Below are 14,800 nucleotides of genomic sequence, written 5' to 3'. Positions count from 1 at the left end.
GGAGGGGGCCGAGCACGATCACGGCCCACTTTGGGGCTGGGGACCCCTTCGGGAGCGGATGCCGCAGCGGCAGGGTGGCGTTGAGTTCGTAGCGGTTGCGCCGGACTTCCCGGCTCACGGTGAGGTGCCCCGCGGCGGTGAGATCGGCAAGGATGCGCTGCGCGGCGCGCTCGGTGATCTGAACGCGGGCGGCCACGTCGCGGATCCGCACGCCGGGGTCACGGGCGATGCACAGCAACACATGGGCGTGGTTGGTCAGGAAGGTCCAGTCCACCACGCCCACCATCCTACGAAGCCCGATCTCGATGCCGTGAACCGAAGGTGGCGAACTCCGGTTCACGGCATCGAGCGATGTTCTGTCGAGGAACGCGACCGTCACCGTCCGTGTGCGGCCGACCTGACATCTGCCTGGATGAAGCCCTCGTCTGAGACCAGGTGCCCGTACAGACGTCAGGCGCCGGGACACCCGGGTCCGCGGCCGCGCGGGGCCGCCGTTTCGTGATCCGTTGTCATGGCCGGTTGCAGCATGGCCGTGGTTTTGTCGGTGAGAAGCGGCAGCGTTTGTCGGCCCGAGCCGGCAGCGCCCGCTCTCGACTCCCCGCCCTTGTCTCCGAGTTTCGACACCGGCCATGCATCGACCGGGAGCGGGAGGTTCACGAGTGGCTCCGGCCGGGGATGAAGCCCGGGGCCGAAAAGACCGCTTCCCGAAGCGGGGATGATCGTTTCCCGCACCGCGGCGCAGCCACGGCGGTCTCCAGCAGAGGATCCGGGACGATCCCCCCGCGATTCGACGGCAGAGGACGGGGCGCTGTTCCCTCCAGGGCGGGCGGCTCACTGATCCCGGTGGAGGCGTGCCCGTTGCTCCGCGGCGTCGAGTGCGGGCGCGAGCGGTGCGAGCGTGGTGCGCAGCAGGTCCGGTAGCGAGCCGGACGGCACGACGAGCCCTCCGGCGGTGAAGGACGCGGCTGCGGTCTGCAGCCATTGTTCGAGCGCGACGCGGACCGCGGCGGCCACGCTCGCCGCGAGCACGCGGGCGGTGTGCGGTTCGGTGTCACCGAGGCGTCCGGCGATCGCGTCGGTGAGGGGATGTTCGATGGCGCCGGTGGTGTCGGCGAACGCCTCGCGCAGCGCGGGACGGGTGGTGATCAGCAGCAGCGCGTCGCGACCGGGTTCGCCCGGAGCGGTGTACTGATCCACGATCGCCTCGATGACGGCGTCGGCGAGGCCGACGCCGGTGGGCCGGTCGGCCACCGCCGCTGCGACCCGCGCTTCCCGTTCGGCGGTGACGGCGGCGACGATCGCCTGCTCCCGGCTGGAGAAGTAGTTGTTGTACGTCCTCGGTGAGACGCCGGCGGCCTCGGCGATGTCGTCGACGCGCACGTTGTCCGGTCCGCGCTCAAGGGCCAGCCGCAGCGCCGCCGCGCTCAACGCCTCCCGGGTGGCCTGCTTCTTCTGCTCCCGCAGCCCGGCTCGTCTCGTCATCACCGTCTCAGCATCCCAGCTCTGATGCGTGCACGCAAACTTGCGTGTACGCATTTTTCTACCTAGTCTGGCGCCCTGTCCCGACCGAAGGACCAGAAGAACCGGCCTGCGCCCGCTCCGACCCGACCAGCCCCCGCAGCGTCGAAGCCCCCGACCACCGTCATCTCCCGGGAACCGAAGGCAGCCGAGCACCACCGCGGCTGACCGCATCACCCCGACACCGGGATCCGCCGTGAGCCGGACCCGCACCACCCGCCGGCCGGGCGCTTCGGCACCTCATCCGTCCTGACTTTCTCCCTGCGAACGAAGGAGCGACATGACCACCGACGTCGTCATCGCCGGCGGTGGCCCGAACGGGCTGATGCTGGCCTGCGAACTGAGCCTGACAGGAGCCCGGCCGCTCGTGCTGGAGCGGCTGCCCGCGCCCAGCCGGGAACCGAAGGCCAACGGACTGCTCGGCCAGGTCGTGAGGATGCTCGACCACCGCGGGCTGCACGAACGCCTCAGCGGCAGCCCGCAACCGCCGCAGCCGAACTCCGCGTACTTCATGTTCGGCGCGATGGGCCTGGACCTGAGCCTGCTGGAGGACAGCCCCGTCTACACCCTGCCGGTGCCGCAGCACCGCATCGTGCAAGTCCTGCAGGAGCGAGCGGTCGAACTGGGCGTGGAGATCCGGTGGGGACACGAGGTCATCGGCCTGTCACAGGACGACGACGCCGTCACCGTCGACATCACGGGCCCGGACGGGGAGTACCGCCTGCGAACCCGCCACCTGATCGGCGCCGACGGAGCCCACAGCACCACGCGCAAGCTCTCCGGCATCGCATTCCCCGGCATCACCTACGACCGCATGACCGTCCGCTCGGCGCACGCGACCGTCCCCGCGGACCGGGTCGACCCCGCAACCGGCGCGCTGAACGTGCCCGGCCACGGCACCGTCATGCCGTTCCTGCCCCACCGCACCGAGCACGGAGGCTTCTCCTACGCGCCGATGCCCGGCCACCCACCGCTGATCAGCACCACCGAGTGGGACCAGCCCGCGACCGACGCCACGATGAGCCTGGAGGAGCTGCGAGCGAGCATCCGCCGCGTGCTCGGCGCCGACGTGCCACTCGGGCCGCCCGACGGTCAAGGACCGCACGTACTGCGCCGGCTGACCGGAGGCAACACCCGCATCGCCGAACGGTTCACCGACGGCCGGGTGTTCCTGATCGGTGACGCCGCCCACGTGTACGCCGCCACCGGGGGCGGCCCCGGGCTCAACCTCGGCCTGCAGGACGCGATCAACCTCGGCTGGAAACTCGCCGCCGAGATCCGGGGAAGCGCCCCGCCCGGACTGCTGGACACCTACGAGACGGAGCGGCGATCGGCCGCGCACCGCATGGTGCTCAGCGCCCAGGCGCAGTCGGCGCTGATCGCCCCCGGCGGCGACGTCACCGGCCTGCGCGAGCTGTTCACCGAACTGCTCCGCGACCCGGACACGGTGCGCCGCCTGGCCGAACTCACCGCGGGCGCCGACGTCCGCTACGACATGGGCGAACCTGAACCGCACCCGCTGACCGGCCGATTCGTCCCGGACCTGGAACTGCACACCGCGGCCGGGCCGGTCCGGCTGGCCGAGCTGACTAGAACCCCGCCGTCGGCCGAGCGGCAGCACGCAGTGCCGCTCCTGCGGCCTTCGTCAGGGATCTTGTGACGCCGGGGTCCGCGACAGCATCGCCTGACCACTTCGACGATCACGGCGGATACGAGACCCCGTCCGCTCCAGCTGACCGAACGGAGTCTCGTCAATCCTCTTCCGACCGCCTCAAGGACTGGGCGTACGTCATTTCACCGCTTCGGATGCTGTCGCTTCTCGTCAACATCGCACGGCTAGGAAGATCGCGACGTGCTGCCAGAACTCGGCGACATCTGCTGTTGCTTCTCACTGACATAGCCATGGCCGGCTGCGGCGGGCGGCATGCGATCGCCGTCGCTTCCGGCCGCAGCCTCGGCGGTGCCGGCGGCGCGGGTGGCGACCAGGCTCCAGGCGATCGAGACGCCGATGGTGACCACGATGACGCCCAGCGTCAGCGGGATCGGCAGCTTGCCGACCGGCGTCTCCGACAAGATCAGCTTGACGCCGGCGAAGGCCAGCAGGACGGCCAGGCCGTAGTGCAGGTGCACGAACCGGCGCAGCAGCCCGGCCAGGCAGAAGTACAGGCTGCGCAGCCCGAGGATCGCGAAGGCGTTGGCCGTCCAGACGATGAAGGTGCTGGTGGTGATCGCCAGGATCGCGGCGACCGAGTCGATCGCGAAGATGAGGTCGGTCGCCTCGACGGCGATGAGCACGACGAACAGCAGCGTGGCCACCCGCCCGCGGCCGGTACGGGTGAAGAACCGGGCGCCGTGGTAGCGGGGGTCGGTGGGGATCACCCGGCGTACCAGGCGCACCACGGGGTTGCGGTCGGGTGGGGGCTGCTCGCCGTGCCGGAAGGCCAGCTTGTAGCCGGTGTAGACCAGGAACGCGCCGAACAGGTAGGCGGTCCAGAAGAACGTCTCCAGCAGTTCCACGCCGACGAAGATGAACGCCAGCCGGAAGACCAGCGCCCCGATGACGCCCCAGAACAGCACCTTGTGCTGGAGCGCGGGGGGTACCGCGAAGGCGGTGAAGATCAGCGCGAAGACGAACACGTTGTCGATCGACAACGCCTTCTCGATCAGGTAGCCGGCGAAGTAGGTGCCCGCCGCCTCTCCGCCCTGCCACCACCACAGGACCGCTCCGAACAGCAGGCCTGCGGTGATCCAGAGACCGGACCAGACGGCGGCCTCGCGGAAACCGATGACGTGGTTGTCGCGGTGCAGGAACAAGTCGATGGCCAGCATCGCGGCCACCCCCAGCATCACCGCGGCCCAAGCCCACCAGGCGACGGACACGGGAGACCTCCTCGACCCGGCCGCCCGCACGGGCGGCACCGGCTGGTCGACGGTCTCCCCGGGCCGCCACGACGGGCGGCTGCATCACCGGAGCCCGGATCCGCCGGGCCCGTCCTGACGGCGATGCGTCGAGCGCTGGGTACTCCCCCTCGAACTACGAATCAGTATTCATGAAACAAAAGACGTATGTCAAGTGACGCGTACCTCCTCACCTGCACGATGACGGATGTGACGGCTCACCGGCCGGTCGGCCGGCGGCCGCGAGATCGTCTCAGGGGACCGGGGCAGGCGTGGTCGCCGCCTCGCCTCCGGTCCCCCGGTGGGTGGTGCCGGGATGTCTCGACCCGTCTCTCGGTGCCGGGGCTCACCAACGGTTCCGGTCATGCGTTCGGTTCCCGCGGTCACCGCGACGGGACGACGATCACCGGGCAGGCCGCGTGGTGCAGCAGGGAGTGGCTGACCGAGCCGAGCAGCAGACCGGTCAGGTCGCCGCGCCCACGCGATCCCACGATGAGCACGTCCGCCGTGGCGGAGGCGTCCTTGAGCACGTCCACCGGGTGCCCGTGCTCGGCCTGCTCGACGACCTTGACATCCGGGTAGCGGCCGCGCAGTCCGGCCAGTGCCTCGGCCAGCACGCGTTGCTCCTCGCCTTCGAGCTGCGCCGCGGGCTCCAGCAGCCGGGGTGCGCCCTCGATGACGGGCCCGCTCCAGGCGTGGACCGCGCGCAGCTCCGTCCCTCGCGCGCAGGCCTCGGTGAAAGCGAACGCCACCGCGTCCGCACCGGCGGCGGAACCGTCCACGCCGACCACGATCTGCCCGTTCGGCTCCGCCGGCGGGGTGCGCACCACGGCCACCGGGCAGGCGGTGTGCCCGGCCACGCCCAGCGCGACCGAGCCGAGCAGCATCCCGCGGAAACCGCCCAGGCCGTGGCTGCCGACCACCAGCAGCTCCGCTTCCCGAGCGGCCTCGATCAGGCTGAGCCGCGGGTCACCGGCCAGCAGCCGGGACTCGACCTCGACCGGCCGGCCCTCTTGGCGGGCCCGCTCGACCCCCTGCTCCAGCATGTCGGCGGCGCCGCCGCGCATCCACCGGCCCACGTCCGCGTAGCGGGCGTCCTCGGGCATCTCGGATGCCCACGTCGGCATCACGTGCACGACGCGCAGCGCGGTACGCCTCAGTTCGGCCTCCCGGACCGCCCAGCCCACCGCGTCCAGACCGGCCTGCGACCCGTCCACTCCCACCAGGATCATGACGCCCTCCCTCTCCCGTGATCCATTACAGTCCTCGCCGGTGCGGGCGGGCACGGGCCGAAGGTCCTTTCCCCGCGGGACCTCCGCCCGCCGTGCACGCGGCCGGCGGGTTCACCGGTCGCCTTGCCCGGAGGGCGTGGCCGGGCGCGCGGCCGCGTCGCGGTCGCAGAGCAGCCGCACCGCGGTGACCTTGTACTCGGGGCAGGAGGTGACGGTGTCGGCGTGGCCGGAGGTGAGGGTGTTGACCCCGCTGGCGGGGAAGTGGAAGGCGCAGAACACCTGCCCGGGCGCGGTCTCCTCGCAGATGCGGGCGGTCAGGCGGGCCCGGCCGTGGCGGCTCTCCACCGTGACCGGGTCGCCGTCGCGCAGGCCGTACCGGGCGGCGTCGGCCGGATGCAGGTCGAGCCGGTCGACGGCCTCCAGCCGCAGGTTGCCGGTGCGCCGGGTCATGTTCCCGGAGTTGTAGTGCGCCCAGCGCCGTCCGGTGACCAGGACCAGCGGGTAGTCCTCGTCCGGTTCCTCACCCGGCGGCAGGTAGGGGCAGGCGGCCAGATGGGCCCGGCCGTCGGCGGTGGCGAAGCGTTCGGTGTAGAGCCGGGCCTCTCCCGGGCGCGCGGGGTCCGGTACCGGCCAGCAGAGCGCGCCCTCGCGGTCCAGCCGCTCATGGGAGACCCCGGCGAACAGCGGGGCGAGGCGCGCGCACTCGGCCAGCGCCGCAGCAGGAGTCGGACAGCCGAGGTCGGCGCCGAGGGCCGCGGCGAGGGCGTGGACGATCGCGAAATCGGACCGGGCCTGCCCCGGCGGGGCGAGGGCGGGGCGCACCCGCTGGAAACGGCGGTCGAAGTTGACGAACGTGCCGTCCTTCTCCAGCCAGGAGGCGGCCGGCAGCACGACGTCGGCGCGGCGCGCGGTCGGCGACAGGAACAGCTCGTGGCAGATGACCAGCGGGCAGGTCTCCAGTGCCTGGGCGACGCGGGTGGCGTCGGGGTCGGTGGTGCACACGTCCTCACCGATGATCCACAAGGCTCGCAGGTCGCCTGCGCGGGCGGCGGCGAACATGTCGGGGATGCGCAGGCCCGGCCGGGCGGGGATCTCGGCGGCCTCGCACCCCCAGACGCGGGCGGCCCGCTGCCGGGCGGCCGGGTCGGTCACCTTCTGGTAGCCGGGTAGCAGGTCGGGCAGCGCGCCCATGTCGGAGGCGCCCTGGACGTTGTTCTGGCCGCGCAGCGGGTTGACGCCGTAGCCGCGGCCGGTGCCGACCGCGCCGCGCAGGATCGCCAGGTTGGCCAGGGCGCGCACCCCGTCGGTGCCGTGCAGGTGCTCGGTGACGCCCAGCCCGTAGACGATCGCGGGCCGCTTCGCGCGGCCGTACAGGCGGGCGGCCGCCACCAGGTCGACGGCCGGGACGCCGGTGATCGCCTCCACCCGCTCCGGCGGGTAGTTCTCAAGCAGTTCGGCCAGTTCCGGCAGGCCGGTGGCGCGCTCGCGCAGGAACTCCTCGTCGATCAGGTCTTCGGTGAGCAGGACGCGGGCCAGGCCGTGGAAGAGGGCGACGTTGGTGCCGGGCCGGGGCCGCAGGTGCACGTCGGCGTGGCCGGCCAGCCCGACCGCGCGCGGGTCGGCGACGACCAGGCGGGCGCCGCGCAGGACGCGCTGGAGCAGGCGGGCACCGATGACCGGGTGGGCCTCGACGGGGTTGGCGCCGGCCACCAGCAGGCAGTCGGCCCGCTCGACGTCGTCGAAGGAGTCGGTGCCGCCGGACAGGCCGAACGCCGCACTCAGCCCGGCGGCCGACGGGGCGTGGCACAGCCGCGAGCAGTTGTCGACGCTGTTGGTGCCGATCACGGTCCGCATGAACTTCTGGATCAGGTAGTTCTCCTCGTTGGTGGCGCGGGCCGAGGAGATCGCCGCCACCGCTTCGGGGCCGCCGGCGGCGACGGCCGCGCGCAGGCCGCGGGCGGCGTACTCGAGGGCCTCGTCCCAGTCCACCGGCTCCAGGTGGCCGTCGCGGCGCAGCAGCGGCCGGGTGAGCCGTTCGGGTGAGGTGCGGAAGGCGTGGGCGAAGCGGCCTTTGACGCAGGCGTGGCCCCGGTTGACGGGTCCGTCGCGGGCGGGCAGGACCGCCACGGTCTCCTCGCCTCGGGTGAGCACCTCCAGGGTGCAGCCGACGCCGCAGTAGCCGCAGGTGGTGCGGGTGGTGGTGGTCGGCGGGCGCGGACCGGGCGGCAGGCCGGGTTCGCTGAGCGCGCCGGTGGGGCAGGCATCGACGCAGCCGCCGCAGGCGACGCAGTCGGAGTCGATCCAGGCGCCGCCGGTGCCGGGCGCGACCACGGTGCCCGAGCCCCGGCCGGTCAGGGTGAGGGCGAAGGTGCCCTGCACCTCGGCGCACATGCGCACGCACCGGCCGCAGGCGATGCACAGGTCCCGGTCGAGGTGGACGTAGGGGTGGCTGTCGTCGCGGCCCCGCCCGCCGCTCCCGCGCGCGGCCTCCGGCGTGATGTCCAGCGCGTGGCAGATGCGGGCCAGCTCGGAGCCGTCCGCGCCGCCGTCGAGGGCGTAGGACGGCAGGACCGAGACGATCAGCTCCACGGCGTCGCGGCGCAGCGCCTCCAGCGCGGGGGTGGCGGTCTCGATGCGGGCGCCGTCGGCGGCCGGGGTCACGCACGCGGCGACGATCTTGCCGTCGGTGCTGACCAGGCAGGTACGGCAGGAGCCCGCCGGGGTGAGGCGGTCGTCGTGGCAGAGCGCGGGCAGCTCGACGCCGGCGGCGCGCACGACGGCCAGCAGCGTGGCGTCCTCGGCGGCCCGGACGGGAACGCCGTCGACCTCAGCCAGCACCGTCCCGGCGTCTTCCCCACCGGTCCGCTGGAGACCCGGGTGATCCGCGGAACGACTCCCGGCCGGCCGGTGGGCGTCCGGGGTGTTCTCCGGCTTCGGGCGGGTCACCGGTCCCACCCCGCGAGGCGGTCGCCGTAGGCGCGGACCAGGCTGCGCACCGCGGCGGGCACCCGGCGTCCGAAGGCGCACAGGCTCGCCTCACCCATCACCCGCAGCAGCCGCGCGTACTCCGCCGCGTCATCGTCGTCCGGCCCGCCGGAACCGGCCGCCCGCACGATCTCCAGGCCGCGGCGGGAGCCGACCCGGCAGGGCGAGCAGGCTCCGCAGCTCTCGGCGGCGGCGAACTCCCACACGTGCCGCAGCACCTCTTCCGGTCGCGCGCGCCGGTCGAAGGCGACCAGACCGGCGTGGCCGAGGGCGGCACCGCACCTGGCCAGCGCGGCCTCGGTCAGCGGCACGTCCAGCCGGTCGGCGGCCAGGAACCCGCCCAGCGGCCCGCCGACCTGCACGACGTCGAACTCGGTGCCCTCCTTCGGACCGCCGCCCAGTTCGGTGACGATCCGCAGCACCGGCGTGCCCAGCTCCACTTCGTAGCAGCCAGGCCGGGCGAAGCGCTCCGACAGGCACACCAGTTTCGTACCGGTCTCTTCGGAACTACCGCGGCGGGCGTAGGCGGGCCCGCCGCGCCGTACGATCCAGGGTACGGCGGCCAGCGTCTCGACGTTGTTGACCACGGTCGGAGCGCCCCACAGGCCCTCCCGCGTCGGGTACGGGGGCCGGGGCCGCGCGCAGCCGCGCCCGCCCTCCAGGCCGGCGATGAGCGCGGTCTCCTCCCCGGCGACGTAGGAGCCGGCGCCCTCGACGACCTCGACGTCCACCTCTGCGCCGCTGCCGTGGACGGCCCGGCCCAGGTGCCCGTCGGCGTAGGCGTCCTGCAACGCGGCGCGCATCCGCTCCAGTGCCCGCGGGTACTCCGAGCGGACCAGCACCACGCCCCGGCGCGCTTGGCAGGCGAAGCAGGCCAGCGCCAGTCCTTCCAGCACGCGCGCCGGATCGGCCTCCATCAGCAGCCGGTCGGCGTAGGAGCCGGGGTCGCCCTCGTCGCCGTTGGCGATGACCACGGTGTCGGGTGAGGTGTCGGGTGAGCGGCCCGCGGCGGCCCATTTGGCGGCCACCGGGAACCCCGCTCCCCCGCGCCCGCGCAGGCCCGAGGCCGCCACCTCGGCGCGGACCTGCTCCGGGGTGCGGGTGGCCACGGTCTCGGGCCAGACCCGCCACGGGCCGCAGGCGCCGGTGATCCCGGCGAGCACGACCGGGTCGCCGGTGGCGTCGGCGGCCGGGATCTGGGGCGCTCGCGGCGCCGCGCGGCCGGACAGCTGGTCGGCGACGTCCGGGCCGGTACGGGGGGCGTCGCCGTCCAGGCAGGCCGGTCCGGCGTAGCAGTAGCCGAGGCAGCGCACGGCCTGCAGGGATACCTCACCGTCGGCTCGGACGGCGCCGGCGGTGACGCCGAGCGCCTGCTCGACCTCGGGCAGGTGGCCGCCCAGGCGGGCGGCGAAGCAGGCCGCTGCGGTGCAGACCCGCACGTGGCGGCGGCCGCGGCCGGCGGCCAGGTCGGCGTAGAAGGTGGCCGGTCCGAGCCCGGCGGCCGCGGGCAGGCCCCGTTGTGCAGCGACTGCGGGCGCCCATGCCTGCGGGCGCGCGGGTGAGGCGGCCGCGGCGTCGGCCAGGGATGCGATCAGCCGGACGCCCGGGCGTCCGCGCCGGTCGGCCAGTGCGCGGAAGGCGTCGAAGCGGTCGGCCAGGTCCATGGTCGTATACCTTCCCGGCCACCTGGCCGGCGTCGTCCCCCCTGGCTCAACACCGCGGACGGATTCGGTCAAATCACCTGGCGGGAGGACGTGTCAGTTGGAGGCGCCGTTCGGGCCCGCCGTGACGGATGACGAATCGTAGACCTCGTCGCCGCTGCGGCTGCTGGGCTCGTCGTCGCCGTCACCGCCGTTCCCCGTACCGGAAGCAGGCGCAGCACCGTTCCCCGTACCGGAAGCAGGACCGCCGTCGTCGCAGAGTTTGCGGAGCGGGCTCTTGCCGTGACAGGAGACGCCGTCCCCTGCCGTCGCCGTGGAGGGGATCTGAAGCGCCAACGCCGTCACGGCGACCCCGAGGAGGGTGATACGCGACATCCTGCCCATGGGACTTCCTTCTCTCGTTCTGGTTCTGCCGGACCGGAGCCCGGATCGCATCCAGCGTTCGACCCGGCCAGTCGCGGACGGGACGGGGGCAGAGAGCCGATACCCATCCACTGAATCCACAAAAACACCGAGAGTGACAACATAGGCACCGATGGGAGGACTTAATTACCTGTCGTAACCAGGCGCTTCTGTCTTCGCTCAGCGGCACCCGGCAGGAGAAGATCACACCCGCGCCTGTCGGACGACCGCGACGGGGCAGCGGGCGTGATGGAGCACCTGCCGGCTGACCGATCCCAGGAGCAGCGAGCCGACGGCTCCCAGCCCGCGTGATCCGACCACCAGCAGGGCGGCCCGCTCGGAGGCGTCGACGAGAGCGGCCGCCGGTGGAGCACACGTCATGTCCTGCGTGACCGTCACCGCGGGGAACTCCTCCTTCCAAGCGGCGAGCCGATCGGTGACGGCGCACCGTACCTCGTCTTCGGCGCGGCCGGTCCCCGGCTCGAAACCCGGCGATGGCGTCCACCGGGCGTGCACGGCGCGCAGCGGGCAGCCGCGCAGCCTGGCCTGCTCGAATGCGAACGCCAGAGCGGGCCCGCACTCGTCGGAGTCGTCGATACCCACGACGATCCCGCCGTGCGGGTCTGCGGTCGGTGGCCGGACGACCACCACGGCGCCGTCCACATGACCCGCCACGCAGACGGGTACCGAGCCCAGCAGCGCTCCGGTCACAGCGCCCACGCCGTGGCTGCCCACCACCAGCTCGGCCGCGGCCGCCGCCTCATCACGCAGGGCCACGGCGGGGGTCCCTTCGATCAGTTCGGTCGTCACGACGGCATCTGGCCTGCGGTCGGCCGCCGCCCTGGCCGCTTCGGCGAGCATCCCCTCACCCGCGCGCGCCGCGGAGTCTGCCGTGCCGGAGGCGGAAAGCCCCGAGACTCCATACGGTCGGCGATCCACGGCGTGAACGATGCGCAGGGGCGCCCTCCGGCGGACGGCGTCGTCGACCGCCCAGCGCACGGCCTCCCCTGCGACGGCCGAACCGTCCGTTCCCGCGACGATCACCCTCCTCATGGGTCCCCCCTTTCCTCCATGGCACTGCACCACGGGTAGGTATGGCAAGGACGGCGTTCACTGGGCCGAGGCGGTCGGCGGTCCGGCCGGATGCACCAGCCCGCCCGCACGGGTCCGAGCCCGTTGCCCGGCGGGAAGAAACGGCTTCCTCCTACGGTGCCGGAGGGAAGGGAGGCGCCCATGACGTCGGTCGCGCACGGACGGGGTGCGCGCGTTCCTTGCCTCCCGCGGTATCGCCCCCGCCGCCGGGGAGGTGGACCTGCTGGCCTCGCGCAAGGACGCGTGCTTCCTGACCGAGATCCGCGAGCACGGCGTGGCGCCGTTCCCCTCCACCGCCGCTCTGGCGCGCGAGCTGCGCGGCCGGGGCGTGCGCACGGCCGCGGGCGCCGACCTGGTCGTGGCGGATCTGTCCGAGCTGCGACTGCGCGGGAGGCACGATGGATCCGTGGCTGCTGACCTATGACGGCGTCGATCCCGCGCTGGAGGGGCTCCGGGAGGCGCTGACGACGCTCGGCAACGGGTACCTCGCCACCCGGGGCGCCGCCTGCGAGGCGCACGCCGACGGGGTCCGCTACCCGGGCACCTACCTGGCGGGCTGCTACAACCGGTTGACCTCGCAGGTGGCGGGCCGCTCGGTGGACAACGAGGACCTCGTCAACGCACCGAACTGGCTGCCGCTGACCTTCCGCGCCGACGGCGGCGACTGGTTCGCCCCCGGCAGCGCCGAGATCCTGGCCTGCCACCGGCGGCTCGACCTGCGGCGGGGAGTGTTGACGTGGATGCTACGGGTGCGCGACGGCGCCGGGCGGACCACGGGCGTGCAGCAGCACCGGCTGGTCTCGATGGACGACCCGCACCTGGCCGCCCTGGCCGTCACGATCACGCCGGAGGACTGGAGCGGGCTACTGGAGGTCCGCTCCGCACTCGACTCCCGCGTCGTCAACGCGGGGGTCGCCCGCTACCGGGGCCTCGCCAACCGGCATCTGATCCCGATCACCGCGCACGCCTGCGGTGACGTGATCGAGGTGCTGGCGCGCACCGCCGCATCCCGGGTGGAGATCGCACTCGCCGCGCGGACCGTCGTGGCGGGCGGGCGGCGCCGTACGCACGCCGAACAGGGCTGGGTCGCCGACGACCATGCGGTCCGGGCGCGGGCCGGCGACGGGATCCGGGTGGAGAAGGTCGTGGCCGTGTACACCTCCCGGGACCGGGCGATCGCTTCGGCCTCGGACGCCGCCCGCACCGCCGCGATCCGGGCCGAAGGCTTCGACGCCCTCCTGGAGCGGCACACGCGGGCCTGGGAGCGCCTGTGGTCACGGGCGCAGGTCACCAGCGAGGACACCGAGGTGCAGCAGACCCTCAACCTGTACGCCTTCCACCTGCTGCAGACACTCTCCCCGCACGTGGCCGAACTCGACGCCGGGCTGCCCGCCCGGGGCCTGCATGGCGAGGCCTACCGGGGGCACGTGTTCTGGGACGAATTGTTCGTCTTCCCCTACCTGGCGCCGCGCTTCCCGCAGATCACCGAGGCGCTGCTGCGCTACCGGTGGCGCCGCCTGCCCGAGGCGCGTTGGGCCGCCCGGGCCGCCGGTCACGCGGGAGCGATGTTCCCCTGGCAGAGCGGCAGCGACGGCCGCGAGGAGACCCCGACCCTGCACTTCAACCCCCGCTCGGGCCGCTGGCTGGCCGACAACTCGCACCTGCAGCGCCACGTCGGGCTCGCTGTCGCCTTCAACGTCTGGCAGCACCACGTGGCGGCGAAGGATCCTCGGTTTTTGGCGGGCTTCGGCGGAGAGCTGCTGCTGGAGATCGCCCGCTGCTTCGCCTCACTGGCCGTCCGGGAGGGCGACCGGTACGCCATCCGCGGCGTGATGGGGCCGGATGAGTACCACGACGGCTACGTCGGCCGGGCCGAGCCGGGCGTGGACAACAACGCCTACACCAACGTCATGACGGCGTGGCTGATGCGCCGCGTCCTGGAGACGGTGGACCTGGTCGGTGCCGACCGGGCGAGCACGCGGGAGCGGGAGCGTTTCGCCGACATGGCCGAGCGGATGCGGGTGGACTTCCACGACGGGGTCATCAGCCAGTTCGAGGGCTACGGGGACCTGGCCGAGCTGGACTGGGACGGCTACCGGCGCGCCTACGGCGACATCCGGCGGCTGGACCGGATCCTGGAGGCCGAGGGCGACACCCCCAACCGCTACAAGGCCTCCAAACAGGCCGACGTGCTCATGCTGTTCCACCTGCTCGGCGAGGACGGCGTCGCGAAGATCCTGACCGGGCTCGGCTACGCCTGGGACGCCGGGGCCGCGGCGCGGACGGTGGACTACTACCTGGCCCGCACCTGCCACGGATCCACGCTGAGCGCGGTCGTCCACGCCGGGGTGCTGGCCCGCGTCAGGCCCGGCGCCTCCGAGCCGTTCCTGGTGGAGGCGCTCAACAGCGACGTGCGCGACGTCCAGGGCGGCACCACGGCCGAAGGGATCCACCTGGGAGCGATGGCGGGCGTGCTGAGCCTGTTCACCCCGCCCGCCCGCCCGGACGGGCCGTGACCGACCGGGCGGGCCAGGAGTACGGCATGGCCGAGGTCGGCGGGCAGCAGGAACCGGTCGCCGAGGACGCCGCCTTCGACCTGGTGGTCACCGTCGCGCTGGACTCCACGCCGGCCACCGTGGTGCTCTCGTCCGGCGTCGCGCTCACCGAGGCGGGCTCGCGCCGGCCCCGCTGGTGGGCGCTGCAGTTCGCCGTTGCCTGGCCGGCGACCCGCTCTGCGGGTGCGGAGGCTGATCGAGTCCGGGCCGACCGTGGTGCTGCGCGATGGGTGCCTGTCTCCTCCGGCACCGCCCCTCCAGCCCGCGGATGGCCAACGCCCAGGCGGCGAGTCCGCAGGCGGCACAGTCACCCGTCCTGACGTGCGGGTAGACCCGCTTGACGGAACCGTTCCGCCCGTCAGGCGGTAATCCGACCGGCTGGCGGGTACCGGCCCTTCAGAGGGCTTTACGTGAGCCGAAGTCTTTGATGTCACAGTGTGATCGATTGGATTTGTAT

At 73.1% G+C, this 14,800-nt stretch carries 12 protein-coding genes; 4 read left to right on the top strand and 8 right to left on the bottom strand.

Annotated elements, in window-relative coordinates; all coding sequences use genetic code 11:
- On the bottom strand, positions 1 to 286 hold a 286-nt coding region (locus tag IEZ06_RS34375), incomplete at its 3' end, for a MarR family transcriptional regulator (protein WP_189240844.1).
- Positions 287 to 831: 545 nt separating this feature from the next.
- Positions 832 to 1,482 carry a TetR/AcrR family transcriptional regulator gene (locus IEZ06_RS34370; protein WP_189240843.1) on the bottom strand — a complete coding sequence of 217 codons (651 nt, stop codon included), beginning with the start codon at positions 1,480 to 1,482 and terminating at the stop codon, positions 832 to 834.
- A 316-nt stretch (positions 1,483 to 1,798) separates the two neighbouring features.
- Between IEZ06_RS34370 and IEZ06_RS34365 the strand changes: the two genes are divergently transcribed.
- Complete coding sequence (locus IEZ06_RS34365; RefSeq protein WP_189240842.1) at positions 1,799 to 3,178, top strand: FAD-dependent oxidoreductase; 1,380 nt, start codon at positions 1,799 to 1,801, stop codon at positions 3,176 to 3,178.
- A gap of 176 nt (positions 3,179 to 3,354) precedes the next feature.
- Here the strand turns inward: IEZ06_RS34365 and IEZ06_RS34360 are convergent, their stop codons facing one another.
- The 6 genes from IEZ06_RS34360 to IEZ06_RS34335 form a co-directional block, all read right to left on the bottom strand.
- Positions 3,355 to 4,398 (bottom strand): TerC family protein, encoded by a 1,044-nt coding sequence (locus IEZ06_RS34360; RefSeq protein WP_189240841.1) that lies wholly within the window; start codon positions 4,396 to 4,398, stop codon positions 3,355 to 3,357.
- A gap of 401 nt (positions 4,399 to 4,799) precedes the next feature.
- Complete coding sequence (locus IEZ06_RS34355; protein WP_189240840.1) at positions 4,800 to 5,648, bottom strand: universal stress protein; 849 nt, start codon at positions 5,646 to 5,648, stop codon at positions 4,800 to 4,802.
- 111 nt (positions 5,649 to 5,759) lie between these two features.
- Positions 5,760 to 8,486, bottom strand: coding sequence for a formate dehydrogenase subunit alpha (fdhF, locus tag IEZ06_RS34350; protein WP_189240839.1), 2,727 nt, complete (start codon positions 8,484 to 8,486; stop codon positions 5,760 to 5,762).
- A 104-nt stretch (positions 8,487 to 8,590) separates the two neighbouring features.
- Entirely contained in the window at positions 8,591 to 10,297 is a 1,707-nt protein-coding gene (locus tag IEZ06_RS34345) for an NADH-ubiquinone oxidoreductase-F iron-sulfur binding region domain-containing protein (protein WP_189240838.1), read from the bottom strand.
- A gap of 93 nt (positions 10,298 to 10,390) precedes the next feature.
- Positions 10,391 to 10,678, bottom strand: a complete 288-nt coding sequence (locus IEZ06_RS34340; RefSeq protein WP_189240837.1) for a hypothetical protein — start codon at positions 10,676 to 10,678, stop codon at positions 10,391 to 10,393.
- A gap of 222 nt (positions 10,679 to 10,900) precedes the next feature.
- Positions 10,901 to 11,749 (bottom strand): universal stress protein, encoded by an 849-nt coding sequence (locus IEZ06_RS34335; RefSeq protein WP_189240836.1) that lies wholly within the window; start codon positions 11,747 to 11,749, stop codon positions 10,901 to 10,903.
- A 205-nt stretch (positions 11,750 to 11,954) separates the two neighbouring features.
- On the opposite strand from IEZ06_RS34335, the gene IEZ06_RS34330 reads away from it, so the two are divergent.
- Genes IEZ06_RS34330 through IEZ06_RS34320 form a run of 3 tightly spaced genes read left to right on the top strand, consistent with a single transcriptional unit; the run spans position 11,955 to position 14,663 of the window.
- Positions 11,955 to 12,212, top strand: coding sequence for a hypothetical protein (locus IEZ06_RS34330; protein WP_189240835.1), 258 nt, complete (start codon positions 11,955 to 11,957; stop codon positions 12,210 to 12,212).
- Complete coding sequence (locus IEZ06_RS34325; protein WP_189240834.1) at positions 12,187 to 14,304, top strand: glycoside hydrolase family 65 protein; 2,118 nt, start codon at positions 12,187 to 12,189, stop codon at positions 14,302 to 14,304. Before IEZ06_RS34330 ends, IEZ06_RS34325 begins: the two co-directional genes overlap by 26 nt.
- On the top strand, positions 14,301 to 14,663 hold the full coding sequence (locus IEZ06_RS34320; RefSeq protein ID WP_189240833.1) for a hypothetical protein: 363 nt from the start codon (positions 14,301 to 14,303) through the stop codon (positions 14,661 to 14,663). The genes IEZ06_RS34325 and IEZ06_RS34320 overlap by 4 nt, the downstream gene beginning before the upstream one ends.
- The last annotated feature ends 137 nt before the right edge of the window (positions 14,664 to 14,800 follow it).

Origin of the sequence: Planomonospora antibiotica (genome assembly GCF_014647955.1) — a bacterium.
Classification (GTDB): Bacteria; Actinomycetota; Actinomycetes; order Streptosporangiales; family Streptosporangiaceae; genus Planomonospora; species Planomonospora parontospora.
Note: the sequence above shows the minus strand (reverse complement) of the source record. Positions and strands in the feature narration are given on the sequence as shown.

What these genes read in the sequence shown, in the direction of transcription:
- IEZ06_RS34345 (WP_189240838.1), bottom strand. Translation starts at nt 10,297, where the DNA reads ATGGACCTGGCCGACCGCTTCGACGCCTTCCGCGCACTGGCCGACCGG.
- IEZ06_RS34325 (WP_189240834.1), top strand. Translation starts at nt 12,187, where the DNA reads ATGGATCCGTGGCTGCTGACCTATGACGGCGTCGATCCCGCGCTGGAG.
- IEZ06_RS34355 (WP_189240840.1), bottom strand. Translation starts at nt 5,648, where the DNA reads ATGATCCTGGTGGGAGTGGACGGGTCGCAGGCCGGTCTGGACGCGGTG.
- IEZ06_RS34335 (WP_189240836.1), bottom strand. Translation starts at nt 11,749, where the DNA reads ATGAGGAGGGTGATCGTCGCGGGAACGGACGGTTCGGCCGTCGCAGGG.
- IEZ06_RS34365 (WP_189240842.1), top strand. Translation starts at nt 1,799, where the DNA reads ATGACCACCGACGTCGTCATCGCCGGCGGTGGCCCGAACGGGCTGATG.
- IEZ06_RS34340 (WP_189240837.1), bottom strand. Translation starts at nt 10,678, where the DNA reads ATGGGCAGGATGTCGCGTATCACCCTCCTCGGGGTCGCCGTGACGGCG.
- IEZ06_RS34370 (WP_189240843.1), bottom strand. Translation starts at nt 1,482, where the DNA reads ATGACGAGACGAGCCGGGCTGCGGGAGCAGAAGAAGCAGGCCACCCGG.